This is a genomic window from Streptomyces sp. 4F14 (genome assembly GCF_048159485.1).
Taxonomy (GTDB): domain Bacteria; phylum Actinomycetota; class Actinomycetes; order Streptomycetales; family Streptomycetaceae; genus Streptomyces.
The window spans coordinates 241748-264464 of sequence record NZ_JBLRVY010000001.1 but is presented as its reverse complement, the minus strand read 5'-3'; the positions used below and the strand labels follow the sequence as shown (position 1 = coordinate 264464).

At 71.9% G+C, this 22717-nt stretch carries 23 protein-coding genes; 15 read left to right on the top strand and 8 right to left on the bottom strand.

Annotation, left to right across the window (positions count from 1 at the left end; translation table 11 throughout):
• Window positions 1-11 precede the first annotated feature (11 nt).
• Window positions 12-890, bottom strand: coding sequence for a helix-turn-helix domain-containing protein (locus ACLZOT_RS01010; RefSeq protein ID WP_416966710.1), 879 nt, complete (start codon window positions 888-890; stop codon window positions 12-14).
• A gap of 63 nt (window positions 891-953) precedes the next feature.
• On the opposite strand from ACLZOT_RS01010, the gene ACLZOT_RS01005 reads away from it, so the two are divergent.
• Window positions 954-1778, top strand: a complete 825-nt coding sequence (locus ACLZOT_RS01005) for an SDR family oxidoreductase (RefSeq protein WP_416966709.1) — start codon at window positions 954-956, stop codon at window positions 1776-1778.
• 20 nt (window positions 1779-1798) lie between these two features.
• On the opposite strand, the gene ACLZOT_RS01000 is transcribed toward ACLZOT_RS01005, so the two are convergent.
• Window positions 1799-2350 carry a snapalysin family zinc-dependent metalloprotease gene (locus tag ACLZOT_RS01000; protein ID WP_416966708.1) on the bottom strand — a complete coding sequence of 184 codons (552 nt, stop codon included), beginning with the start codon at window positions 2348-2350 and terminating at the stop codon, window positions 1799-1801.
• A 213-nt stretch (window positions 2351-2563) separates the two neighbouring features.
• Between ACLZOT_RS01000 and ACLZOT_RS00995 the strand changes: the two genes are divergently transcribed.
• The 3 genes from ACLZOT_RS00995 (at window position 2564) to ACLZOT_RS00985 (ending at window position 5237) form a co-directional block, all read left to right on the top strand.
• Window positions 2564-3325: an SDR family NAD(P)-dependent oxidoreductase gene (locus ACLZOT_RS00995; RefSeq protein ID WP_416966707.1), complete on the top strand. Its 762-nt coding sequence runs from the start codon at window positions 2564-2566 to the stop codon at window positions 3323-3325.
• A 69-nt stretch (window positions 3326-3394) separates the two neighbouring features.
• Window positions 3395-4663 (top strand): MFS transporter, encoded by a 1269-nt coding sequence (locus tag ACLZOT_RS00990; RefSeq protein WP_416966706.1) that lies wholly within the window; start codon window positions 3395-3397, stop codon window positions 4661-4663.
• Entirely contained in the window at window positions 4653-5237 is a 585-nt protein-coding gene (locus tag ACLZOT_RS00985) for a hypothetical protein (protein ID WP_416966705.1), read from the top strand. The genes ACLZOT_RS00990 and ACLZOT_RS00985 overlap by 11 nt, the downstream gene beginning before the upstream one ends.
• 25 nt (window positions 5238-5262) lie before the next feature.
• Here ACLZOT_RS00985 and ACLZOT_RS00980 read toward each other — a convergent pair whose 3' ends face one another.
• Together ACLZOT_RS00980 and ACLZOT_RS00975 are read right to left on the bottom strand one after the other, a co-directional pair.
• On the bottom strand, window positions 5263-5805 hold the full coding sequence (locus ACLZOT_RS00980; RefSeq protein WP_416966704.1) for a YciI family protein: 543 nt from the start codon (window positions 5803-5805) through the stop codon (window positions 5263-5265).
• Between the two features lie 43 nt (window positions 5806-5848).
• Window positions 5849-6700 carry an NAD(P)H-binding protein gene (locus tag ACLZOT_RS00975; RefSeq protein ID WP_416966703.1) on the bottom strand — a complete coding sequence of 284 codons (852 nt, stop codon included), beginning with the start codon at window positions 6698-6700 and terminating at the stop codon, window positions 5849-5851.
• A 96-nt stretch (window positions 6701-6796) separates the two neighbouring features.
• Here ACLZOT_RS00975 and ACLZOT_RS00970 point away from each other — a divergent pair, with 96 nt between their 5' ends.
• The 5 genes from ACLZOT_RS00970 to ACLZOT_RS00950 all read left to right on the top strand — a co-directional run bounded on the left by ACLZOT_RS00970 (window position 6797) and on the right by ACLZOT_RS00950 (window position 9174).
• Window positions 6797-7174, top strand: coding sequence for a winged helix-turn-helix transcriptional regulator (locus ACLZOT_RS00970; protein WP_416966702.1), 378 nt, complete (start codon window positions 6797-6799; stop codon window positions 7172-7174).
• Between the two features lie 6 nt (window positions 7175-7180).
• Window positions 7181-7597: a VOC family protein gene (locus ACLZOT_RS00965; RefSeq protein ID WP_416966701.1), complete on the top strand. Its 417-nt coding sequence runs from the start codon at window positions 7181-7183 to the stop codon at window positions 7595-7597.
• Between the two features lie 9 nt (window positions 7598-7606).
• Window positions 7607-7957 carry a hypothetical protein gene (locus ACLZOT_RS00960; protein ID WP_416966700.1) on the top strand — a complete coding sequence of 117 codons (351 nt, stop codon included), beginning with the start codon at window positions 7607-7609 and terminating at the stop codon, window positions 7955-7957.
• 4 nt (window positions 7958-7961) lie between these two features.
• Complete coding sequence (locus tag ACLZOT_RS00955) at window positions 7962-8597, top strand: hypothetical protein (protein WP_416966699.1); 636 nt, start codon at window positions 7962-7964, stop codon at window positions 8595-8597.
• A gap of 64 nt (window positions 8598-8661) precedes the next feature.
• Entirely contained in the window at window positions 8662-9174 is a 513-nt protein-coding gene (locus tag ACLZOT_RS00950) for a VOC family protein (RefSeq protein WP_416966698.1), read from the top strand.
• Here ACLZOT_RS00950 and ACLZOT_RS00945 read toward each other — a convergent pair.
• A complete protein-coding gene (locus ACLZOT_RS00945) occupies window positions 9167-9736 on the bottom strand; it encodes a TetR/AcrR family transcriptional regulator (protein WP_416966952.1) in 570 nt (189 codons plus the stop codon). The genes ACLZOT_RS00950 and ACLZOT_RS00945 overlap by 8 nt on opposite strands.
• Before the next feature lie 142 nt (window positions 9737-9878).
• On the opposite strand from ACLZOT_RS00945, the gene ACLZOT_RS00940 reads away from it, so the two are divergent.
• The 3 genes from ACLZOT_RS00940 (at window position 9879) to ACLZOT_RS00930 (ending at window position 14460) form a co-directional block, all read left to right on the top strand.
• On the top strand, window positions 9879-10757 hold the full coding sequence (locus ACLZOT_RS00940) for an NAD(P)-dependent oxidoreductase (RefSeq protein WP_416966951.1): 879 nt from the start codon (window positions 9879-9881) through the stop codon (window positions 10755-10757).
• Between the two features lie 285 nt (window positions 10758-11042).
• The gene (locus ACLZOT_RS00935; RefSeq protein WP_416966950.1) at window positions 11043-12620 is read left to right on the top strand and encodes a hypothetical protein; all 1578 of its coding nucleotides are present in this window, start codon (window positions 11043-11045) and stop codon (window positions 12618-12620) included.
• Between the two features lie 79 nt (window positions 12621-12699).
• On the top strand, window positions 12700-14460 hold the full coding sequence (locus ACLZOT_RS00930) for a P-loop domain-containing protein (protein ID WP_416966697.1): 1761 nt from the start codon (window positions 12700-12702) through the stop codon (window positions 14458-14460).
• Window positions 14461-14602: 142 nt separating this feature from the next.
• On the opposite strand, the gene ACLZOT_RS00925 is transcribed toward ACLZOT_RS00930, so the two are convergent.
• From ACLZOT_RS00925 to ACLZOT_RS00915, 3 genes are all read right to left on the bottom strand, one after another.
• On the bottom strand, window positions 14603-16435 hold the full coding sequence (locus ACLZOT_RS00925) for an APC family permease (protein WP_416966696.1): 1833 nt from the start codon (window positions 16433-16435) through the stop codon (window positions 14603-14605).
• Between the two features lie 129 nt (window positions 16436-16564).
• The gene (locus tag ACLZOT_RS00920) at window positions 16565-17185 is read right to left on the bottom strand and encodes an NAD(P)-dependent oxidoreductase (protein WP_416966695.1); all 621 of its coding nucleotides are present in this window, start codon (window positions 17183-17185) and stop codon (window positions 16565-16567) included.
• A 91-nt stretch (window positions 17186-17276) separates the two neighbouring features.
• Window positions 17277-18980 (bottom strand): L-lactate permease, encoded by a 1704-nt coding sequence (locus ACLZOT_RS00915; protein ID WP_416966694.1) that lies wholly within the window; start codon window positions 18978-18980, stop codon window positions 17277-17279.
• Window positions 18981-19272: 292 nt separating this feature from the next.
• Between ACLZOT_RS00915 and ACLZOT_RS00910 the strand changes: the two genes are divergently transcribed.
• Genes ACLZOT_RS00910 through ACLZOT_RS00900 form a run of 3 tightly spaced genes read left to right on the top strand, consistent with a single transcriptional unit; the run spans window position 19273 to window position 22687 of the window.
• The gene (locus ACLZOT_RS00910) at window positions 19273-20127 is read left to right on the top strand and encodes an ABC transporter permease (protein WP_416966693.1); all 855 of its coding nucleotides are present in this window, start codon (window positions 19273-19275) and stop codon (window positions 20125-20127) included.
• 11 nt (window positions 20128-20138) lie between these two features.
• Window positions 20139-20999, top strand: coding sequence for a carbohydrate ABC transporter permease (locus ACLZOT_RS00905; protein WP_416966949.1), 861 nt, complete (start codon window positions 20139-20141; stop codon window positions 20997-20999).
• A 50-nt stretch (window positions 21000-21049) separates the two neighbouring features.
• A complete protein-coding gene (locus tag ACLZOT_RS00900) occupies window positions 21050-22687 on the top strand; it encodes an extracellular solute-binding protein (protein WP_416966692.1) in 1638 nt (545 codons plus the stop codon).
• Window positions 22688-22717 lie beyond the last annotated feature (30 nt).

Below are 22717 nucleotides of genomic sequence, written 5' to 3'. Positions count from 1 at the left end.
TGCCCCCCGTCTCAGCGCTGCGGCTCCGCCTCCAGTTCGGCCAGCATCCGCAGGGCCTTCTCCGACCGGGAGCCGGGCTCGGCGTGGAAGGTGGTCAGCCGCATGGGGGTGTCCCCCGGCAGCGCCATGGGTTCGCGGACGAGGTCGAACTCCCCCACCACCGGGTGCCGCATCGCCACCACGTCGCCGGCGCCGCCGCAGATCACCTCGTGCCGGTCCCACAGCTGCCGGAAGTCCGCGCTCTTGTGCGACAACTCCTGGATCAGCGACGAGAGACGCGGGTCCCCGGGGCTCTTCGCGGCGTTCACCCGCAGCACCCCGGCGAGCTCCAGGGCCCTGCGCTGCGGATCGGCGAACCGCTCGCGCGCCTCGGGCGAGAGGAAGATCAGCCGGGCCACGTTCCGCTCCTCGGGCGGCAGCCCGCCCCAGTCGCCGAAGACTGCGGCGGCGAGCCGGTTCCATCCCAGGATGTCCAGCCGCCGGCTGACGACGTAGCCGGGTACGCCGAGCGCGTCGAGGAGATGCTGAACGCTGGGCCGCAATTCCTGCGGGGCCGGCAGCGGGCTCTGCCGCTCGGGCTGGGCCAGCCGGACCAGATGGCCGCGTTCCTCCGTGTCCAGGCGCAGGGCGCGGGCCACGGCGTCCAGCACCTCGGCCGACATGCTCTCGCCGTACCCCTGCTCCAGGCGCGCGTAGTACGCGTACGACACTCCCGCCAGCTGCGCCAGCTCCTCGCGCCGCAGGCCGGGAACGCGCCGCCTGCCGTAGGACGGCACACCCGCGTCCTCGGGCCGGATCCGGGCCCTGCGCGAGCGCAGGAACTCCCTCAGCTCCGTGCGCCGGTCGAGTCCGGACGCCACTCGCTCGTCCTGCGCCGCGTTCGACGACATTTCCGCCCTCCAGTCACTTGCGCGTCTCCGACAGAGACCTCACCTCGAACGGAAGTCTTCCCCATGACCAAGGTCTGGTTCATCACCGGTTCCTCGCGCGGCTTCGGCCGCCAGTTCGCCCAGGCCGCCCTGGAGCGCGGCGACAAGGTCGCGGCCACCGCCCGCGACACCGATTCCCTCGCCGGCCTGGTGGCCGTCCACGGCGAAGCGGTCCTCCCGCTGGCCCTGGACGTCACCGACAAGGCCGCCGTCTCCGAGGCCGTGCGGCGGGCGCACGAGCACTTCGGCCGCCTGGACGTCGTCGTCAACAACGCCGGTTACGGCCTGTTCGGCGCCGTCGAGGAACTCACCGAGCGCGACGTCCGCGACCAGATGGAGACCAACTTCTTCGGCGCCCTGTGGGTGACGCAGGCGGTCCTGCCGCTCCTGCGGGCGCAGGGCGGCGGGCACATCGTGCAGATCTCCAGCGTCGGCGGGGTCATCACCTTCCCCCTGGTCGGCGGCTACAACGCGTCCAAGTGGGCGCTGGAGGGGCTCACCGACTCCCTGGCGCAGGAGGTGGCCGCCTTCGGCATCAAGGTCACCCTGGTGGAGCCCGGCAGTTTCGCCACCGACTGGGGCGGTTCCTCCGCCTCGTTCTCCGAACACCTGCCCGCGTACGAGGAGTTGCACGCGGCCGTGGTCGCCAACCTCGCCAATGTCCCGAACGGCGACCCGACCGCCGTCGGCCCCGCCCTGCTGAAGGTCGTGGACGCCGAGAACCCGCCCCTGCGGATCTTCTTCGGGGACTTCCCCCTCCACTTCGTCCCGCAGGTCTATGCGGAGCGGGTGAAGACCTGGCAGGAGTGGGCGGACGTCGCCGTCCGGGCTCAGGGCAGCGCCGCGTAACCGCCCGGCGGCAGCCGGTCCTACCGCGCGGCGGGTGCCGACGCCCACCAGGGGACCCGGTCGCCGACGTCGTTGGCCGCGAAGAAGTCCCTGACGGCCGCTCTCTCCGCCGCGTCGGGCTGGACGTTCTCGCAGTCCGACCCGCCCCAGGCGCCGGACATCACCTTGGAGCACGGGCTCCCCGGCCCCAGGTCGGGGAGCGACAGGATGTGCCCGAGTTCGTGGACGACGATGCGCGAAGGCTTGTAGAGCTGGGCGTCCCCGACCTCCAGGTACACCCAACCCCGGCCCGCGCCCTTGATGTTGACGTGGGACTGCACGCCCTTGGCCGTCTTGTACTCCATGACCCGCAACGCCGCCGGGGTGTCCTGCTCGACGAACTTGATCGTCGGAACGGCCTTGTTCCAGATCTCGATCGCCTCGCGGGACGCGTCCGTGTAGGAGCCGGCCAGCAGGAGGTCGATCGGGATGATCTCCGGTGCCGGGTCGGCCGCGCCGGCCGGCGTGCCGGCACCCAGCAGGGCGCCGGACGCCAGGACCACCGTCGACAACAGGTTCAGTGCTCGGGCCATGGAAGAGCCTCCATTCAAGTGTCACAGGAGGCTAGGGATCACTGGTCCGGCCCTCAACCCACCTTCAGGCCGGTTCAGTTGGAGGCGTGGCCGATATGGTCCGGTCCCCGCGTCCCAGGGCTTGAAGCCGTCTCGGCACCGGCGTACTTTGGATGCGAGATTGACGTTCTCGCATAAGAGAATGTCGATATCCACACACAGGGGGCGGACCGCGTGCACAGGCTCAAGGACCGGGTGATCCTCGTCGCGGGCGCGGCCACCGGGCTGGGCGCCGCCTCCGCGCGGCGGCTCGCCCAGGAGGGGGCCCGAGTCGTCGTCGGCGACCTCGATGCCGACGGCGCCGAGGAGACCGCCACCGGCATCCGCGCCGAAGGCGGTGAGGCGGTCGCGGTCGGGTTCGACATCTCCGACGACACCTCGGTGAGGCATCTCGTCCTGGCCGCGACGCGGACCTACGGCGGCCTGGACGCCGTCCATGTCAACGCCGGGGACATGGGCGCGGTGCGCAAGGACACCGACGTGGTCGACATCGACCTCGCGATCTGGGACCGCACCATCGCCGTCAACCTCCGTGGCCACATGCTGGTCTCCCGCCACGCCCTGCCCGAACTCCTCGCCCGGGGCGGCGGGGCGATCGTCTACACGTCCTCCATCGCCTCGTTCACCGGCGACGCCAAGCGCCCGGCGTACGCCGCGACGAAGGCGGGCATCAACGCGCTCACCCGGCACGTGGCCTCACGCTGGGGCAAGGAGGGCATCCGCGCCAACGCCGTCGCGCCGGGACTCATCCTGACACCGGAGATCGAACACGGCGCCCCGCCCGAGATGCTCCGCTCCATGCTGAACCGGACCCGCAGCACACGCCACGGCCGCGCCGAGGACGTGGCCGGGATGGTGGCGTACCTGCTCTCCGACGAGGGGTCGTGGGTCAACGGGCAGGTCCTGAACGTCGACGGCGGCACCGTACTGCGCTGACGAGCCCACCGGCCGGAGGTCCGGCCCCGTTCGCCGGCCGGTCCCCGGGCGTTCCCTTAACGTGGGCAGGTGATCATCCTCTCGCCTCGTCGCGTCATACCCCGCTCCTATCAACCCCTGTTCGCCCACGGCGGGTTCAGGCGTCTGCTGCCCGCGCTGGCGGTCTCCGATCTCGGGGACGGGATGAGTGTGGTCGCGGTGGCGTGGCTGGGGGTGTTGATCGCGCCCGAGGGGCGGGCCGGGTTCGTGGTGGGGGCGGCTGTGGCGGCGTACGCGCTTCCGGGGGCCGTGGGGGCGTTGGTGTTCGGGCGGTGGCTGCGGCGGATGGCGCCCAAGAGGCTGCTGGTGGTGGACAGTTGGGTACGGGCGGCCATGCTGGGGTGTGTGCCGGTGGCCTGGGCGGCCGGGGTGCTGCATCCCGTGCTGTACGTGGCGCTGCTCGCCGGGTCGTCCGTGCTGCACGCGTGGGGCGGGGCCGGGAGGTACTCGCTGGTCTCCCAGCTGCTCCCGCCCGAACAGCGGCTCCCCGCCAACGCGTTGCTCAGTTCCAGCGCCTCCGCGTCCATCATCCTCGGGCCCGCGCTCGCCGGGCTGCTGGTGGCGTGGGTGGGGCCCGCCTGGCTGATCGGGGCGGACGCGCTGTCGTTCGCGGTGCTCGCCCTCCAGGCGGGGCGGTTGCGTGAGGGGGGCGGGGTGACCGACGCTCCCGTGGACGCGGGGCGCTCGCGCGACGGGCTGCGGTTGCTGCGCCGCCAGCCCGAGCTGCTCGGAGTTCTGGCGCTGACCTGGCTGTTCAACTTTCTGTACGGCCCTGTCGAGGTCGCCCTTCCCCTGCACGTGACCGACGATCTCGGGTCCGGGGCCGGGCTGCTCGGGCTGTACTGGATGCTCTTCGGCGTGGGCGCCGTGCTGGGGGCGCTCGGCGCGGGCGCCCTGCGGAGGCTTCCGCTGTGGCCGGTGACCGTCGGGATCGTCGTGGGGTGGGGGCTCATGCTCGTGCCGTTCGGGCTGGGGGCGCCCGCCGCCGTCACGCTGCTCTGCTTCGGCGTGGGCGGGGTGATCTACGGTCCGTTCGTCGCCCTGTCGTTCACGCTCTTCCAGGAGCGGACGCCGGCCGCCTGGCTGACGACCGTACTGGCGGCGCGGGGCGCGGCGTTGCTCACGGCGGCGCCGGTGGGGGCGGCGCTGGGCGGGCCGTTGACCGCGGCGCTCGGGGCTCGGGGGGTGCTGGCGGTTTCCGGGGCGGCGACGGTGGGGCTCGGGATCGTGGCGGCCGGGTTGTGGTGGTGGGGCGGGCGTTCGGGCCGGGTGGACGATGATGGGGCGCATGACGACTGACCTGCCGAAGTCCGGGCCGCCTCACCTGCTCGGCCTGACCGTGCCGGCCGACCGGCCCGGCAATGTGTCCGAGAACTTCTGGGCAGGGCTCCTGGAGGCCGGCTGGGCCGGGCGGCTGCGCGCCGAGGACGGCCGTACGCGGTTCCGGCTGCACTACTACGGGCAGCGGTGGGAGGGGCTGGTCTGCGGGGACGAGTTGCCCGCGCTGGTGTACGCGGTGACCGAGCCGGGGCAGCGGATTCTGCTGTTCGACGGCGCGGTGCACGGCTACGACGCGATGTTCTGCGAGAGCTGGGACGCGGACGGGCTGCGAACGCGCCGCGCGGACCAGGTGTATGTCGACGCCGACGGGGAGGACAGCTTCGAGCTGGTGGTCTGGGCCGGATACGGCATCGACTGGGACGAGGAGCGGGACTCCTTCGCGGACCCCGACGATCCCGGTCTGGTCGTGCTCGCCGACGGCCGCCGCGTCCCGTTCGAGGCCGCCCGGCATGCCGCCTTCGACGCGCTGTCCGTCACCGCGACGAACCGGCGGGGCCGGGCCACCGATGTCGTGTCGGAGGAACTGGCCTGAGCGGATGTCGTTGCAGGCGACCGCTTCAGCGCCGCCCGCCGAACTCCCAGGCGTACACCTCCGTTTCCTCGTACCCGGCCAGCACCTCGCGTGCCGCTTCCGGGGTCTCCGCCCGCAACAGGGCCGCCGTACCCAGCCAGTCCGTGCCGTCGTCCGACAACAGGGGCCCGAACGCGATGAGTTCGTCGGTGTCCGCCGGTACGGCGAGGTCCGTGCCCTCGTGCGGGGCGAGGCCCAGCACGAGGTAGCGGTTGCCGTCCTCGCGCCCGCCCGGGAAGTCCCACATCGTGCGTCCGAGGAGGTTGCGCCAGCGGCGCAGGAGGACGTCCCGGTAGGCGCCGGCCTGGTAGTTGGGCTCGTCGAAGGCGAACGCCCGGGCCGCCGCCGGGTCGGGGAGGTCGACGATGTGGACGCTGCCGGTGAGGGTCTCGCCGTCGACGGTGAACGTCGGTCCCCGGGCGATCAGTTCCTCAACGTAGCCGTCCATGTAGGACCAGTGGGCCTCGGTGAGCCGCTCACGCAGGGGCAGGGAGCCGGCGCGGTCACGGTGGTAGCAGAAGAACTCCATGACCGGTGATCATCACCCGGGTCGGGCGGCGGTTCAAAAGGCTTTACTTGAGGGCGTCCGCGATCGTCGCCGCTATCGGAGTCGTCGGGCGGCCCGTCAGACGGGACAAGTCGCCGGTCGTACGGGCCAGTTCACCGCGCGCGAAGGACGCGTCCGCGTCGGCGAGGATCCTGGCGTAGAGGGCGGGGAGGCCGGTGGCGGTCAGCAGGTCCGCGTAGGCGTCGGGGGTGACCTGGCGGTAGGCGATCCGCTTGCCGCTGCGGCGGGTCAGTTCGGCGGCGAACTCCGTGAAGTTCCAGGCCTCGTCGCCGCCCAGTTCGTACGTCCTGCCCGCGTGGCCCTCTCCGGTGAGGACGGCGACGGCGGCGGCCGCGTAGTCCGCTCGGGTCGCCGACGCGATCCGGCCGTCGCCGGCGGCGCGGGTCAGGGTGCCGTGGGCGATCACCTCGTCGAGGCGGTCCGTGAAGATCTCGCTGTACCAGTTGTTGCGCAGGACCGTGTGGGGTACGTCCGAGGCGGCGAGGATCTTCTCCGTGCCCCGGTGCGCCTCGGTGAGCGGGGCCTCGTGGCCGCCGGTCGCGCTGGTGTAGGCGAGGAGGGCGACGCCCGCGGCGCCGGCGGCGTCGATGACGGTCCGGTGCTGGGCGACGCGGTCGGCGGTCATCTCGCTGCTGGAGATCAGCAGCACCTGGTCGCCGGGCGAGAAGAGGTCCGCGAACGTGTCCGGGGCGTTGTAGTCGGCGATCGCGGTGCGTACGCCGCGTGCGGTGAAGGGGGCGGCCTTCTCCTCGCTGCGTACGACGGCGGTGACGCGGTCGGCCGGGACCTTCTCCAGCAGTCCTTCGACGACCAGCCGGCCGAGGTTCCCAGAGGCTCCGGTGACGACGTGGCTCATGAGGGCTCCTTGTTCACAGGGGGTGGTGTTCCTGCCCGGAAGCCTAGGAGTTCTCGTCACTCTGCGTGAGTACGTACTTTGAAGTACGGTACTGAGATGCCCGTCAGCACCCCGCTGTGCCCCCAGCGCCTGACCATCGAACACCTCACCAGCCGCTGGGGCGTCCTCGTCCTGATCCGCCTCCTCGAAGGCACCCACCGCTTCACGGAACTACGCCGGGCGATCGCCGCCATGGAGTCCGTCGGCGAGGTCACCGAAAAAATGCTCGGCCAGACCCTCCACAGCCTGGAGCGCGACGGCCTCGTCCACCGCGACGCCAAACCCGTCGTCCCACCCCACGTCGAGTACTCCCTCACCGACCTCGGCCACGAGGCCGCCGTACAGATCCGGGCACTCGCGCGCTGGACCGACGAACACCGGGAACGGGTGGAACGGGCGCGACGGGAGTACGACGCGGGGCGGGCGGGGGTGTGAGGCGCGGTGCGCGGGCGGCCTGAGCCCGATCCCGACGTACCCCGCAGGGCGCGGCACGACTGGTGGGGCGTGGTCCTCGATGCCCCCGATCCCCACCGACTCGCCCGGTTCTACTCGGAGTTGCTCGGGTGGCCGATCGCGAAGGAGGACGACGACGGGGCCGCGATCGCGCCTGCGGAAGGCGTCGCGTATCTCGGGTTCCAGCGTGCCGACGGGTACGTCCCTCCGGTCTGGCCCGCGCGGGAGGGGGCCCCGCGGATGAGCACGCACCTCGACTTCGAGGTCACCGATCTCCGGGTCGCCGTCGCGCACGCGCTCGAACTCGGCGCTCGGGAAGCCGAGTTCCAGCCGCAGGACACCGTCCGCGTCCTGATCGATCCCGCCGGGCATCCCTTCTGCCTGTACGCGGACGGCGCCGGTTAGGGTGGGCCGATGCCGCTTGTGGAGATCGTCTACGCCCCTCAGGTTCCGTCGGGGACGTTGCGGGAACTCGGGGCTGTGCTGCCGCACTTGGTGTCGGTCGCCGTGGAGTGCCCCGAGGAGCCGTACGACGGGGAACTCCAGCCGGGGGACGTGGACTTGAGGTTTCGGTGTCGGGGGCCGTATGACAGTGGTGGGCTCGATGTCGTGATCGAGGTGCGGTCCAAGTGGTTCGAGAGCCGGGCGGGGAATCGTCAGGAGCGGGTGGAGCTGTTGCACGAGGGCATCGCCGAGGCGACCGGGCTGGAGGACTTCGGGGTGTATCTGTCGTTGCCGGTGGCCGCGTGGGCTCAGGGTGACTGAGGGCGTGAGTCTCGCGGAGCGGTTGCGTCACGTCCGCTGGATCGGGGGCGGACCGGGCGCGGGCAAGTCGACGATCGCGCGCGGGCTCGCCGTACGCCATGGCTGGGACCTGTATGTCACCGACGACACGATGGCGGACCATGCGGGTCGGACCACTCCCCAACAGGCGCCGTTTCTGCACGAGTTCATGGCCATGGGCATGGACGAGCGGTGGGTGGAGCGGTCGGCGCGGACGATGTTCGAGACGTTCCACTGGTACCGGGGTGAGGGGTTCGGTCTGATCGTCGAGGATCTGCTCCGGCTGCCGCGGGACCGGCCTGTCGTCGTCGAGGGGTTCCGGCTTCTCCCGCATCTCGTCCGTCCCCTGCTCGCCGATCCCCTCCACGCCGTCTGGCTCCTGCCGACCCCCGATTTCCGCGAGGCGGCCATCCGGGGGCGCTCGGCCTCCGGCGAGGGCTTCGTCCGGCGGACCAGCGATCCCGAGAGGGCCGCGCGGAATCTCGCGGAGCGGGACGCGATGTTCGTCGAGCGGCTGGAGCGGGAGACCGGGCGGCTGGGGCTGCCCGCGATCCGTGTCGATGTCGCGTTGGCGGAGGACGAGTTGGTGGAGCGGGTCGGCCGGGTGTTCGGGATCGTCTAGGACAGGGGGCGTCCTAGTTGCCTCCTACTGTCGTCGTCAACGTACTTCGGCGAGAGGGAATCCCATGTCTGTACAGCCTGATGGCTACACCACCGTCGCCCCCTGGGTCGTCACCGAGGACACCGGCGCGTTTCTCGATTTCGTCGTGCGGGTGTTCGGGGGTGTGGAGTTGGCCCGGGTCGTCACCGAGGACGGGACCGTGGGGCACGGGGAGGTGCGGGTCGGGGACACCGTGGTGCTGGCGTTCGACCGGCGGGAGGACTGGCCGGTGATGCCGAGTCTGCTGCGGGTGTTCGTGGCGGACGCGGATGACGTCGTCGCGCGGGCTGTCGCGGACGGGGGCCGGGTCGTCACGCCCGTCATGGGGAGTGCGTTCGGGCAGCGGGGCGGGCGGGTTCGGGATCCGTTCGGGAACGTGTGGTGGGTGGTGCAGCACGTCGAGGACGTGGCCGAGGAGGAGATGTGGGAGCGGTTGACGTGGCCCGAGCACGTGGAGGGGATGCGGGTCGCGCAGGAGACGCTGGACGTCGAGCTGAGCGGGCGGCGGGAGGGGCGCAGCAGCGCGCCGGTCAGGTGAGGGTGTCCTGATCGACCGCGGCGTCGAGGAGGGGGCCGAGTTCGCGGGTCGCGGTGTCCAGGGCCCGGGTGCTGCGTTCGGCCCGCGCGATGAGGAGGGCGCCTTCGACGGTGCTGATCATGAGGGTGGCGAGCGGGGTCGCGCGGTGGTGCGGTACGCCCATGCCGGTGAGGGCCTCGGCGACCGCGCCGGTCCACTGGGTGAAGGCGCCGGCGGCGGCTTCCCGGGTGGAGGGCACGGTCTCGGCGCAGTCGATCGTGGCGGCCGCGACGGGGCAGCCGCCCGCGTACCCGGAGGTCGTGTACTCGTCGGTCCACTGGCGGACCATCTCGGCGAAGAGGCCGCTGGGGGTCGGTGCGGGGAGCGCGGCGAGGAAGCGGGGGACGCGGTTTCCGGCGTACCGGCCCGCCCAGTGGACGGCCTCGTTGACCAGTTGTTCCTTGCCGCCGGGGAAGTAGTGCTGGAGGGAGCCGCGCGGCGCCTGTGCGTGGGCGGCGACCTCGCGCATGCCGGTCGCGGCGACTCCGTCACGCCGGATGAGCTGGGCGGCACTGAAGACCATCCGCTCGCGCGGTCCGTGTTCCGTCACTGGCGCACCTCCCTTTCCGTGTCCTCTTTCCCTGCCCTCGGACCAGTCTATGACCGCTGTCATAGCGCGGGCTACCATGACAGCGGTCATAGTCCCCGGAGAGTGGTGGTGCGGCATGTCGTACGTGGGCTTCGTCGGTCTCGGCGTCATGGGGCAGCCCATGGCCCTCAACCTCGCGCGCGCGGGCACCCCGCTCGTGGTGTGGAACCGTTCACCGGAGCGCTCCGAGCCGCTGCGCGCCGCCGGCGCCGAGGTCGCGGCCGGCCCCGGGGAGGTCTTCGAGCGGTCCGGCACGGTCGTGCTGATGCTGGCCGACGAGGCGGCGATGGACGCCGTGCTGGGCCGGGGTACGCCGGAGTTCGCGGCGCGGGTCGCCGGGCGGATCCTCGTGCACATGGGCACCACGTCGGCCGAGTACTCCGCCGGGCTCCAGGAGGACGTCCGTACGGCGGGCGGGCGGTATGTGGAGGCGCCGGTCTCCGGGTCGCGTGTCCCGGCGGAGCAGGGGCAGTTGGTGGGGATGCTCGCCGGGGACGAGGACGCCGTGGCGGCCGTACGGGCGATGCTGGCGCCGGTGTGCCGGGAGACGTTCGTCTGCGGGGCCGTGCCGGGGGCGCTGCTGATGAAATTCTCGGTGAACCTGTTCCTGATCACGCTGGTCACGGGGTTGAGCGAGGCGTTCCACTTCGCCGAGCGGCAAGGGCTCGACCCGGCGTTGCTGCGGGAGGTGCTCGACGCCGGGCCGATGGCCAGTCAGGTGTCGCGGATGAAGTCGCCGAAGCTGGTGGAGCGGGAGTTCGGGGTGCAGGCAGGCGCGGCGGACGTACTGAAGAACAACCGGCTGATCGCGGAGGCCGCCCGGAAGGCGGGGGTTGCGTCGCCGTTGCTCGATGTGTGTCACGCGTTGTTCGGGGAGGCGGTGGAGCAGGGGCACGGCGGGGAGGACATGGTGGCGGTGGTGCGGGCGATCGAGAGGCGGAGTGCGGAGGTGTGAGGGCGGAGTGCCGGGGTGTGGCTTCCCAGGAGAGCACAGGCCGAGCGGGGTGCGCCTCGGCCGAACGGCCGATTGTGGACGGGGATCCGGGCGGGATGTCTGGCCGTTCGGCCGAGGTGGGGCGGTGGTGCGGCGGCCGAGACTGGAAGGCGACGGGAGTGGTCCCACCGGCCGTATCGCGGTGCGGAGGCGTCTCGTCGCCGACACCCGCTCTTCGATCGGAGGCGCCCTCCCGTGACCGTTGCGCTCGACACAGTCACCGGCCCCGGCCGGACCGCCCCCTCGCTGTGGCGGCGTTGGTCCGGGGCGGCGCGTCGGCGGCGGGTGCCGTTGCTGGCGGCGGTCTCGATGCTCCCCCTGTATGCCGTGTGGGCACTGCTGCGGGCCAACGGCGGCGGTGACCTGGCCGCGCAGGAGGCGTGGGCGCGGTTCGCGGCCGAGCACGGGGACTCGGCGTACGGCCTGTTCTGGTTCGGCGGTCTGCACACGGCGAACTACAGCCTCGTCTCCCCGTATCTGATGGGGTTCCTCGGCGTGCGGACGGTCGCCGTGGCCTCGGGGCTGGCGGCGAGCTGGCTGGCCGGCGAGCTGTTCGTGAGATCGGGGATCCGCCGGCCGCTGGCTCCCGCGCTGATGGCGGCGTTCGGACTGTGGGTGAACGTGGCGGCGGGGCGGGTGACGTTCGCCCTCGGGGTCGCCTTCGCGCTGGCCGCGTGTGTGGTGCTGGTGGGCGGGCGGCGGCTGTTCCTGGCCGCCGGGTTCGCGGTGCTGGCGACGGCGGGCAGTCCGGTGGCCGGCCTGTTCCTGGTGGTCGCGGGTGCGGCGTACGGGCTGGTGCGGGACTGGTGGCGGGCCGCCGCGCTGACTCTCGCGCCGTTCCTCGTGGTGGGGGCGACGACGCTGCTGTTCCCCTTCGACGGGGAGGAGCCGATGGCGGCCGGGCGGATCTGGTGGCCGCTGGGGCTCGGGCTCGCGGTGGCGGTGTGGGCGCCGCGCGGGTGGAAGGTCGTGCGGCTCGGGGGCGCGGTGTACGCGGCGGGGGTCGGGCTCTCCTATCTGCTCGCGACGCCGATCGGCAGCAACGTCGAGCGGCTCGCGCTGCTCTTCGCGCCGGCCGTGCTGCTGGCGGGTCTGGTCTCGACGGCTCCGGGCGCCCGGCTGCGGCGCGGGGGCCTCGCGCTGGCGCTGGCGGGGTCGCTGTTCTGGGTGGGATCGGGGACGCCCGTGTCCTTCCTCAAGGGGTCGAGCCAGGTCCCGGCGTGGGCCGCCGACACCAAGGGCCTGCTGCACGCGCTCGACCGGTTCGGCGCGGGGCAGGGCCGCGTCGAGGTCGTCCCGGCGCACGACCACCGCGAGGCCGCCGTCCTGTCGCCGCACGTCAACATGGCGCGGGGCTGGAACACCCAGCTCGATGTCGAACGGGGCCGGATCTTCTACGACGGGACGCTCACGCCGGCCTCGTACCGGGCGTGGCTGGACCGGTGGGCGGTGGGTTTCGTCGCCGTCCCGGACGCGGTGCCCGATCACTCGGGGGCCGCGGAGGCGGAGCTGATCCGTAGCGGGCCCGGCTGGCTGGAGCCGGTGTGGAGCGACGCGCACTGGAAGCTGTACCGGGTGCGGGACGCCGTGCCGCTGGTGTCCGCGCCCGGGGAGGTGGTCCGGGCACCGGACGAGGACGCCTACCTCGTGGTGTACCTGCCGAAGGCCGGGTCGGTGACGGTACGGCTCGCGTACTCCCCCTGGCTGCGGGCCGACAACGGGGCCCGGCTGCGGAAGGACGGCGAGTTCACGCGGCTCACGGCGCGGGGGCCGGGGGTCTTCCAGATCTCCTCCCAGTACGATCCGACGGTCTCCCTCCCGTGACCCGGGCACCGGCCGGACAGGGGCCAGCAGTGGGGGCGGATGTGGATGTGCGGTTTCGCAGCGAGGAAGTGAGCACGGTATGCGCCGTCATGGGCGACCCACCGGACCGTCGGAGCGTTCGGGCCGTACCCGGCAGGGTCCGGAGCGCACGGGCCGGATCCGGCAGGGCCTGGACCGGGAGTTGGAGCAGCTCGACGGGGCGTCCTACAGCCGGTACCGGGGGCTCACCGGGCCGTGGGAGCTGCCCGGGGGTGTGCTGCTGGAGATCGTGCGCGGGCAGGCCGATCCGTACGCGCCACCCGCGCGGGTCGCCGTCCGGGTGCCGGGTGAACAGGCGGGTTTCCCCCAGGAGTTGTGGGACTCGGCGGTGCGGCGGCGGGCGCTGGCCGGGTATCTCGTGCGGCAGGCGGCGCGGGAGGTGGCGGGTGAGCGGGACCTGCACCTGGACGCGGGCGGTCAGGAGGTGCTGGACCGCAACGCGTGCACGGTGGACGCCGGGGACGGGTCGGTGACGTTGCGGCTCGGGGTGGCGCTGCCGGGGCCGCACCGCCGGATCGACGGGCGGGCGGCGTGGCGGCTGCTGTGTCAGGTGCTGCCCCGCGTCGCCGAGCGGGCGTTGTGTCTGGCGGCGCTGGACGCGGAGCGGGTGCGGGAGTTCGTGGCGGCGGTGGAGGACTCGGTGGCGCTGCGGGCGGCGCTGCCCGGTCTCGGGCTGGTCGGGTTCGTCGCGGACGGGTCGTCGCCGGCCCGGCGGACGGGAGCGGACGACCGTCCCGCGCGGGGTGAGGGGGTGGTGGAGTTCCGGTCGCCCGAGGAGCTGCGGGTGACGGTCGAGTTGCCGCATGCGGGGGCGGTGAGCGGGATGGGGGTGCCCGAAGGGGTGACGTTGATCGTCGGGGGCGGGTTCCACGGGAAGTCGACGCTGCTGCGGGCGCTGGAGACGGGCGTGTGGGACCACGTTCCGGGCGACGGGCGGGAGTTGGCCGTCTCGGTGCCGGACACGGTGAAGATCCGGGCGGAGGACGGCCGTCCGGTGGAGCGGGTGGACGTGCACGCGTTCGTGAGTCATCTGCCGGGCGGTTCGGACACGGCGGACTTCTCGACGCCGAACGCGTCCGGGTCGACGTCGCAGGCCGCGTCCCTGTGCGAGGCCGTGGAGAGCGGGGCGCGGGTGCTGCTCATCGACGAAGACACCGCCGCGACGAACCTGATGATCCGGGACGCGCGGATGCAGGCCCTGGTCGCGAAGGAGCGGGAGCCGCTGACGCCGCTGGTGGACTCGGTCCGTTCGCTGCACCGGGATCACGGGGTGTCGACGGTGCTGGTGATGGGCGGCAGCGGGGACTATCTGGAGGTCGCCGACCGGGTGGTGATGATGGACGCGTACCGGCCGTACGACGTGACCGGGCGGGCGCGGGAGATCGCCGCCGTGCCGACGGGGCGGCGGGCCGAGGCGGACTCCTTCCCCGGGGTCGTCGCCCGCCGTGTCGACCCGTCGTCGGTGGACTCGACGGTGAAGGGGCGCAGCCGGGTGCGGTCGCGGGGCACCGACTACCTGGTCTTCGGCGAGCACGACATCGACCTGCGGGCCGTCGAGCCGCTCGCCGACGCCTCGCACGTCACGGGGATCGGCCTCGCGCTCGAACTCCTCGTCCGGCACGGGCACCTGACCCGTGACCGGACGCTGGCCGAGGCCCTCGACCTCCTCGACGCGGACTTCGCCGGCGCGGATCCCGTCGCCGCGCTGCGGACGGTCCACGACGACGACTTCGCCGTACCCCGACGCCACGAGATCGCCGCGGCGCTGAACCGGTTGCGGGGGTTGAGGGTGTTGCGCTGAGGGTGCGCAGGGGCGTACCACAACGCCGGGAACGCCCCGGTCGCGGGGAGGCGGGACCGGGGCTCGTGACCGACCCTAGGGCCACTCCCCCGGCCTGCCGCGGTCCCTTGACGGGACGTTGACGGAACCGGTGCCCAGGTCGTCAGGTGAGGCGGAAGCGCAGGCGGCAGATCACCGCGTCGGTCTCGCGGCGCAGGGCGTGGGCGAGGACGGCGCCGCGCTGGTTCTGAAGGAGGCGTTGCCAGAGGTGGGCGGGTTCGGTCTCGGGGATGAGGACCATGACCTGGGTGTGCGGGTCGGCGGCGGCCGTGTCGCGGACGTAGGCGGCGATGGGGCGCCCCAGGGAGCGGTGTTCGCAGCTCAGGCGGATCAGGGGGACGCCGGGGTCCCAGTCGGACCAGGCGCGCTCCAGGGCGTGCAGGGTGGCGCGGTCCTCGGGGTCGGGGTGGGAGACGGTGACCGCGCGGACCTCGTCGCCGAGGGAGCCGGCCGCGGTGAGGGCCTGCGAGGTGAGGCGGGACAGGGAGGAGACGGGGACGATGACGAGGGAGCGTACCCGGCGCGGGGCCTCGGGGACGCGGCCGAGGCCGAGGCGTTCGCCGATGCCGGCGTAGGCGCGGTGGACGGTCTCGAAGGCGGCGACCAGCAGCGGCAGGGCGATGACGATCAGCCAGGCCCCTTCCGTGAACTTCTCCGCCGTGACGACGACGGCCGCGACCCCTGTCAGGAGGGCGCCGAAGCCGTTGAGCAGCGCCTTCCCGGCCCATCCCGGCCCGCGTTCGAGGCGCCAGTGCCGGACCATGCCGACCTGGGCGACGGTGAAGCCGACGAACACGCCGATCGCGAAGAGCGGGACGAGGGTGTTGGCGTCGCCGCCGGAGAGGACGAGCAGCGCGGCCGAGACGACGGCGAGGGCGAGGACGCCGTGGCGGTGGACCTGACGGTCCGCCTTGAGGGCGAAGACGTGGGGTGCGTAGTTGTCGCGGGCGAGGAGTTTCAGCAGGACGGGCAGTCCGCCGAAGGAGGTGTTCGCGGACAGCGCGAGCAGGATCGTCGTCGCGAACTGGATGACGTAGAAAGCCCAGTTGTGGCCCAGGGAGGCGTCCGCGAGCTGCGCCAGGACCGTCACGCCCTGGACGGGCTGGAGGTGGAAGCGGCCGATCAGGACGGACAGGCCGATCAGCATCAGGCCGAGGACCGCGCCGAGGGCGACCTCCGCGTGCTGGGCGCGCTTGGCGCGGGGGATGCGGAAGGAGGGGACCGCGTTCGCGATGGCCTCGACGCCGGTGAGCGCGGCACAACCGGAGGCGAAAGCTTTCAGCAACAGCAGCGCGCCGACCGTCGTCGCGTTGTCCGCGAGCACCGAGGGGTGGCCGTCCGCCGTGGCCGTACTGACCGGCGCCGAGCGGAACAGGCCGACGCCGATCATGACGAGGACCGAGCCGACGAACACGGCCGTCGGCACGATGAACGCCTTCGCCGACTCCACGATGCCGCGCAGGTTCACCCCCGTGACCAGCGCGAGGACCGCGAGGCACAGCCACAGCCGGTCCCCGTACAGGGAGGGGAACGCCGAGGTCAGCGCCGCGACCCCGGCGGTCACGGCGACAGCGACGTTCAGGACGTAGTCGAGGACGAGGGAGGCCGCCGCGACGAGGCCGGTGCGCGCGCCGAGGTGCGCCCTGGCGACGGCGTAGGAGCCGCCGCCGTCCGGGAACGCGGCGATGACCTGCCGGTACGAGGCGACGAGCACCGCGAGCAGAGCGGCGATGGCCAGCGTCACCGGCAGGGTGAAGCCGAGCCCGTCCGCCCCGGCGGCGGCCAGGACGAGGACGATCGCCTCGGGGCCGTAGGCGACCGACGCCATCGCGTCCAGGGAGAGCGCGGCCAGGCCGGTGACGGCGGTGAGGCGGTGCCGTTCGCCGGTATCGGGCGGCTCCTCCCCGGTGGGGGCGGCGGCGGTCAGGACGGACATGGCCGGGGGCTCCTTCGTGCGGGCGGGTGCACTCAGGGTCGGCCCGAATGTGATCGTTTCCGATCGTTCCTAGCGCCTTCTTCACGCCGGGGGTGACCGTTTTGACGGACTCCTTACGCCGTCGGGTGATCAGTACGCGACGGTGATCCGGCGCCGGATCGCCTCCCCCTTCTCCGCCTCGTCGACCAGCGCGACCGCGTAGTCCTCGGCGCTGATACGGCTGCTGCCGTCGGGTGCGTACAGGAGGTCGTCCCTGCCCAGCCGAAAGGTCCCGGTGCGCTCGCCGGGAGTGATCACGTCGGCCGGGGAGACGTAGGTCCAGTCGAGGTCCCCGGCGTCGGCGCGCAGCAGCCGCAGGACCTCCCGCTGAGCCAATGCCTCCGGCTTGTACAGCTCGTGGAAGTCGGGGGTGTCCACGCGGTCCTGCCCGGACGGCGTCCTGAGGCTCCCGGCCCCGCCCACGACGATCAGACGGCGTACGGCGGCCACGCGCAGCCCGTCCAGGAGGGAGCGGTACGCCGCCAGGAGCGGGGCGGCGGGGTCCGAGCCGTCCCGGGGCGGGGAGATCGCGGAGACCACGGCGTCGTGGCCGGCCGCGGCCGCGGTGACCGCCGCGGGGTCGGTGACGTCGAGGGCGATGCCGTCCTTGCCGGAGCGGCTCGCGGGGGTGACCTCGTGGCCGCGGGCGCGGGCCTCGGCGGCGATGCGGGAGCCGATCATGCCGGTGGCGCCGATCAGGAGGATCTTCATGGCGGGGGTCCGTTCGTTCGGGGGTGTTCCCGACGGTTCCATGTGCGGGGCGGCCCGGCAGCCTGGTGGCCGCGTCCGGGTGAGCGGCGGCTCAGACCGTCATCCAGTCCAGGACCGGTGTCGACTGGAGGTAGACGATCAGCGCGAACCCGGCGAGGAGGCCGAGGCTCCAGCCGAGGACCTTGCGGAAGATGACGCTCTCGCTGCCGGCCATGCCGATGGACGCGGCGGCGACGGCGAGGTTCTGCGGGGACAGCATCTTGCCGAGGACACCGCCGGTGGAGTTCGCGGCGGCCAGCAGCACCGGGTCGAGGCCGGTCTCGTGGGCGGCGGTCACCTGGAGGACCCCGAAGAGGGAGTTGGAGGACGTGTCGGAGCCGGTGACCGCGACGCCGAGCCAGCCGACGATCGGCGAGAAGAACGCGAACGCGGCGCCGGTCTGGGCGAGGGCGGTGCCGAGGGTCGCGGTCTGGCCGGAGAGGTTCATCACCCAGGCCAGGGCGAGGACGGAGGTGACGGTGACGACGGTCCAGCGCAGCTGGTGCAGTGTCGCGCCGTACGCCTTCACGGCCGGGCCGGGACCGAGGCGGTACAGGGCCATGGTGAGGAGCCCGGCGGCCAGCAGGATCGTGCCGGCCGCCTTGAGGTGCTCCAGCTTGAAGGTGACGGCTCCGGCCTGCTGGCCGGCGGGCGTCTGGACGTCGAGCCCGGGCCAGGAGAAGGAGACGACGCCGTGGACGGCCAACCAGTCCTTGACGGGGCCGAGTTGGGTGAGCGCGAAGAGGGCGACGATGATCAGGTACGGTGCGAAGGCCATCAGGGCGCTGCCCTTCGCGGCCTCTTCGGAACCGGGGTCGCCCGCAGCCCCGGGGCCACCGGCGGAACCGGACCTGCCGAGAGACCCTGGACGGGAGTCCGCGCCGACACCGGCGATCGCGGCTGTCCCCTCGTACGTATCGATGCCCCCGCCCACCGTCACCAGCGCCGGCTGCCACACCCGTAGGAATCCCAGGACCGAGACCAGCGCGACCACGCCCGCCACGATGTCCGTCACCTCGACGCTGATGTAGTTCGCGGCGGCGAACTGGGCGATGGCGAAGGTCAGTCCGGCGACGACCGCGACGGGCCAGGTCTCCCGGACTCCGCGCCGGCCGTCGAGGAGGAAGACGAGGACCAGGGGGACGAAGACGGCGATCAGGGGTGTCTGGCGGCCGGCCATCGCGCCGAGGTCGTCGAGGGGCAGGCCCGTGACGCCGGCGAGGGTGGTGAGGGGGACGGCCATGCTGCCGAAGGCGACCGGTGCCGTGTTCGCGACCAGGGCCACGGTCGCCGCCTTCAGCGGGGCGATGCCGACGGCGACCAGCATGACGGCGGTGATGGCGACGGGGGCGCCGAATCCGGCGAGGGCCTCGATGAGCGCGCCGAAGCAGAAGGCGATGAGGATGCCCTGGACGCGCTGGTCGGTGGAGACGGTGCGGAAGGAGCGGCGCAGGACGGCGAACCAGCCGGTGACCTCGGTCATCCGGTAGATCCACAGGGCGTTGACGAGGATCCACAGGACGGGGAAGAGGCCGTAGAAGGCGCCTTCGACCGCGCCGGACAGGGCCTGCGAACCGGGCATGTCCCAGACCCACACGGCCAGACAGAGCGCGAGGGCGAGGGCGGCGAGCGCCGCGAACTGGGCGCGGAGGCGGAAGACGCCGAGCAGGACGAACAGGGTCAGCAGGGGTAACGCGGCGAGGAGCGCGGACCAGTACAGCGATCCGGCCAGCGGGTCGAGGACCTGACGGTACATGTGGGCCTCCCGGTGCGGCGGTTACGCGATGTTCCGGTTCGTAAACTTGTAGATCACGGGTCCGGGGCCGTCAATGGCGCCGTCGCGGGCCCGTGCTCATCTGCGGTTCCTGTCACAGGCGTTGACCGCGCTCTGGAAACGTTTTAACTTCGCCTCACTCCCAACCCCGAGCCGAGGAGGCTCCGTGGCGGTGCAGTTACGTGAACGACCGGGGAAAACGGCTCTCAGGCGCGAACAGCACAAGCGGCAGGGCGGGTTAAAACGTTTTCAGCACCGGACGCTGTTCCTGCTGATGCTTCCCGGGTTCGGGTACTTCCTGCTGTTCCACTACGGCGCGCTCGTCGGGAACGTGATCGCGTTCAAGGAGTACGTGCCGTTCGACGGCCTGTGGGGCAGTCCGTGGACGGGCGTCGACAACTTCCGGCGGATGTTCGAGGACGCGGCGTTCTGGGACGCGGTGGCCAACACGGTGTGGATCGCGCTGCTCCAGCTCGTGTTCTTCTTCCCCGTGCCGCTCGGGCTCGCGCTGCTGCTGCACAGTCTGACCTGGTCGTCGGTGCGCCGGTTCGTGCAGTCGGTGGCGTATCTGCCGCACTTCATCTCGTGGGTGATCGTGGTGGCCCTGTTCCAACAGGTGCTCGGGGACACCGGGATGCTCAACGGGTATCTGGACGACGCCGGGTTGCACACGGTCGACATCGTCGGCAACCCGGACGCGTTCAGGCCGCTCGTGGTCGCGCAGGTGATCTGGAAGGACGCCGGCTGGGGGACGATCATCTTCCTGGCGGCGCTGTCGCAGGTCGACGAGCAGCGGTACGAGGCCGCCGCGATCGACGGGGCGGGACCCTGGCGGCGGTTCTGGCACGTGACGCTGCCCGCGATCCGTCCGGTGCTGATCCTGCTGCTGATCCTCAGGCTGGGCGACGTCCTGTCCGTCGGCTTCGAGCAGATGCTGCTCCAGCGGGACGCGGTGGGTCCGCAGGCCGCCGAGGTCATCGACACCTTCGTGTACTTCCAGGGGATCGTCGGCGGCGACTACGGGTTCGCGGCGGCGGCCGGACTGTTCAAGGGAATCGTGGGCGCGCTGCTGGTGTACGCGGCGAACAAGGTCGCACACCGGCTCGGCGAGCAGGGGGTGTACCGGTGAGGCCGGCGTGGATGGAGCGGCCGAAGCCGCTCACGCAGGCGGGCAAGGCGCTCGCGCTGACGGCCGTGATCCTGCTGGTGTGCGTGCCGTTCCTGGTGATCCTGTCGACGTCGCTGGCCTCGCAGCGGGAGGTGGTCGCCAACGGGGGCTGGGTGCTGTGGCCGCAGGATCCGACACTGAAGGCGTACCGGGACATCCTCGACGGCGGGATCGTCACGCACGCGCTCGGCGTGAGCGCCGGGGTGACGCTCGCCGGGACACTGCTGAGCCTGGCCTGCACGGTGACGCTCGCGTACGCGCTGTCACGCCCTGGCGTGTTCGGGGGCCGTCCGGTGCTGCTGCTGATCCTGTTCACGTTCCTGTTCCCGCCGGGCATGATCCCGAACTACCTCCTCGTCAAACAGCTGGGCCTGCTGGACAGTTACGCCTCGCTGGTGCTGCCGGTGCTGGTGAACGTGTTCAACCTGGTCGTCCTGCGCGGCTTCTTCCAGGGCATCCCGGAGGAGCTGTACGAGGCGGCGCGGCTGGACGGGGCCGGCGATCTGCGGGTGCTGTGGTCCGTCGTACTGCCGTTGTCCAAGGCGGCGTTGGCGGTGGTCGGGCTGTTCTACGCGGTCGCCTACTGGAACTCGTGGTTCTACGCGTCGCTGTATCTCGAAAGCGACCACTGGCCGTTGCAGCAGGTCCTGCGGACGTACGTGATCGCGGGGACCGGGCTGACGGACACGACGACGGGCGAGGGCACGGTCAGCGCGCCGCAGACGATCCAGATGGCGGTGCTGGTGATCGCGACCGTACCGATCCTGCTCGTCTACCCGTTCCTGCAGAGGTACTTCACCAAGGGCGTGCTCACCGGCGCCGTCAAGAGCTGACGCCGTCACAAGCCGACGTCATGAAGAGCCGACTCGGAAAGGTCCCGCTCATGTCCCGCATCTCCCGACGCGCGCTGCTCGGTTCGATGGCAGCGGCGAGTGTCCCCGGTCTGCTGACCGCCTGTTCCACCGGCAAGGACGACGGCGACACCGCCAACTCCGGGAAGAAACTGGCCCCTTGGCCCGTGTACCGGCCGGCGCCGGGCGCGAGGCCGGATCTCGCGCCGACCGAGGCGGGAGTGCAGCCGGGGTACACCTCCTACCCCGCCGACCTCTCAACCTCCGTCAAGCGCACGCCCGGTGACGGTTCGACGATCCGCGTCATGTCCGTGACGTTCGGTACGCCGCCCAAGGGCCGTGCCGACAACCGGTACTGGCAGGCCATCGAGAAGGCGCTCGGCGTGAAGGTCGAGTTCACGGTCATCCCGACGGACGACTACCAGAAGAAGATGGCCACCGTCATGGCCGACGACCCGGACGCGCTGCCGGACGTCATCAACGTCTTCTCCGGGTTCCAACTCCCGCGCGAGGCACAGTTCGTGCAGCGCAGGGCCGAGGATCTGACGCCGTTCCTGTCGGGCGAGGCGGCGGCGGAGTACCCCAACCTGGCGAACATACCGGGTCACGCCTGGCGGGACATGGGCCGGATCGGGGGCCTGATCTACGGCGTCCCGCTCGAACGCCCGCTGCCCGGCTCGACGTTGTGGCTGAACCAGGGCGTGTTCACGGACGCGGGGATGCGCGAGGGGTGGACGTCCGACGACTTCACGGCCGTCGCACGCAAGGCAACCAGCGGCAAACGGTACGCACTCGGCGCCGGCACCGGCTCCGTGTTCGGGAACGCGGTGCACGCCGCCGCGCACAACGCGCCGTCCGGGTGGGCCGTCGACGGTGCGGGGGTGTTCCGGCCCAACTACACCGACGAACGCTACAAAGCGGCGATCGCCTTCCAGGCGGAGCTGCGCAAGAAGGGCCTCTACCACCCCGACGCCGCCTCCATGTCGACGTCCGACCTGACGACGCTGTTCCTCAACGGCACGGTCGGCTCGATGCAGAACGGCTTCGGCTCCTACCAGACCCTGTACCCGGACGCGGAGGGCCTGCTGACACCGACTCCGGCTCTGCCGTACGCGGTTGGCGGCACACCCGGCGGAATCGTCGCGGCGCGGCGGTCGTTCGGGTACACCGTCCTGAAGAAGGCGAAGAAGGAGCGCATCCAACTCCTGCTGCGCGTCCTGGACTTCCTCGCCGCGCCGTTCGGTACGAAGGAGTGGGAGCTGATCCATTACGGGGTGGAGGGCACGCACTTCACGCGGGGTACGGACGGGTCGCCCGAGGCGAACCGGCTCGGCGAGGTCGAGAACGTCACCAACCTGCCGTTCCGGTATCTCGCCGAGGGGCCGCAGGTGTTGTTCGTGCCGGGCCGGCCGGAGGTCGTGCGGGCGGTGCACGCCTGGCAGCGGAAGGTGGTGCCCGTCGCGATCCGGGATGCCTCCTTCGGGCTCCAGTCGACGACCCGCACCACGCAGGGGACGACACTGAAGGCGCTCATGGACGACACGGTCACCGCCGTGATCGCCGGGCGCTCGCCCCTGTCCGCGTACGACACGGCCGTGAAGACGTGGCGTGCGCGCGGCGGCGACAGAATGGCCGACGAGCTGGCGAAGGAGCACGCCGCCGCCTCATGACCGACCGGGACGAGAAGGGGACACGCAGCA

What these genes read in the sequence shown, in the direction of transcription:
- ACLZOT_RS00985 (WP_416966705.1), top strand. Translation starts at nt 4,653, where the DNA reads ATGACGACTGACCTGCCGAAGTCCGGGCCGCCTCACCTGCTCGGCCTG.
- ACLZOT_RS00915 (WP_416966694.1), bottom strand. Translation starts at nt 18,980, where the DNA reads ATGTACCGTCAGGTCCTCGACCCGCTGGCCGGATCGCTGTACTGGTCC.
- ACLZOT_RS00930 (WP_416966697.1), top strand. Translation starts at nt 12,700, where the DNA reads ATGCGCCGTCATGGGCGACCCACCGGACCGTCGGAGCGTTCGGGCCGT.
- ACLZOT_RS01005 (WP_416966709.1), top strand. Translation starts at nt 954, where the DNA reads ATGACCAAGGTCTGGTTCATCACCGGTTCCTCGCGCGGCTTCGGCCGC.
- ACLZOT_RS00900 (WP_416966692.1), top strand. Translation starts at nt 21,050, where the DNA reads ATGTCCCGCATCTCCCGACGCGCGCTGCTCGGTTCGATGGCAGCGGCG.
- ACLZOT_RS00945 (WP_416966952.1), bottom strand. Translation starts at nt 9,736, where the DNA reads ATGGTCTTCAGTGCCGCCCAGCTCATCCGGCGTGACGGAGTCGCCGCG.
- ACLZOT_RS00970 (WP_416966702.1), top strand. Translation starts at nt 6,797, where the DNA reads ATGCCCGTCAGCACCCCGCTGTGCCCCCAGCGCCTGACCATCGAACAC.
- ACLZOT_RS01010 (WP_416966710.1), bottom strand. Translation starts at nt 890, where the DNA reads ATGTCGTCGAACGCGGCGCAGGACGAGCGAGTGGCGTCCGGACTCGAC.
- ACLZOT_RS00950 (WP_416966698.1), top strand. Translation starts at nt 8,662, where the DNA reads ATGTCTGTACAGCCTGATGGCTACACCACCGTCGCCCCCTGGGTCGTC.
- ACLZOT_RS01000 (WP_416966708.1), bottom strand. Translation starts at nt 2,350, where the DNA reads ATGGCCCGAGCACTGAACCTGTTGTCGACGGTGGTCCTGGCGTCCGGC.
- ACLZOT_RS00975 (WP_416966703.1), bottom strand. Translation starts at nt 6,700, where the DNA reads ATGAGCCACGTCGTCACCGGAGCCTCTGGGAACCTCGGCCGGCTGGTC.
- ACLZOT_RS00920 (WP_416966695.1), bottom strand. Translation starts at nt 17,185, where the DNA reads ATGAAGATCCTCCTGATCGGCGCCACCGGCATGATCGGCTCCCGCATC.
- ACLZOT_RS00925 (WP_416966696.1), bottom strand. Translation starts at nt 16,435, where the DNA reads ATGTCCGTCCTGACCGCCGCCGCCCCCACCGGGGAGGAGCCGCCCGAT.
- ACLZOT_RS00910 (WP_416966693.1), top strand. Translation starts at nt 19,273, where the DNA reads ATGCTTCCCGGGTTCGGGTACTTCCTGCTGTTCCACTACGGCGCGCTC.
- ACLZOT_RS00960 (WP_416966700.1), top strand. Translation starts at nt 7,607, where the DNA reads ATGCCGCTTGTGGAGATCGTCTACGCCCCTCAGGTTCCGTCGGGGACG.
- ACLZOT_RS00940 (WP_416966951.1), top strand. Translation starts at nt 9,879, where the DNA reads ATGTCGTACGTGGGCTTCGTCGGTCTCGGCGTCATGGGGCAGCCCATG.
- ACLZOT_RS00905 (WP_416966949.1), top strand. Translation starts at nt 20,139, where the DNA reads ATGGAGCGGCCGAAGCCGCTCACGCAGGCGGGCAAGGCGCTCGCGCTG.
- ACLZOT_RS00980 (WP_416966704.1), bottom strand. Translation starts at nt 5,805, where the DNA reads ATGGAGTTCTTCTGCTACCACCGTGACCGCGCCGGCTCCCTGCCCCTG.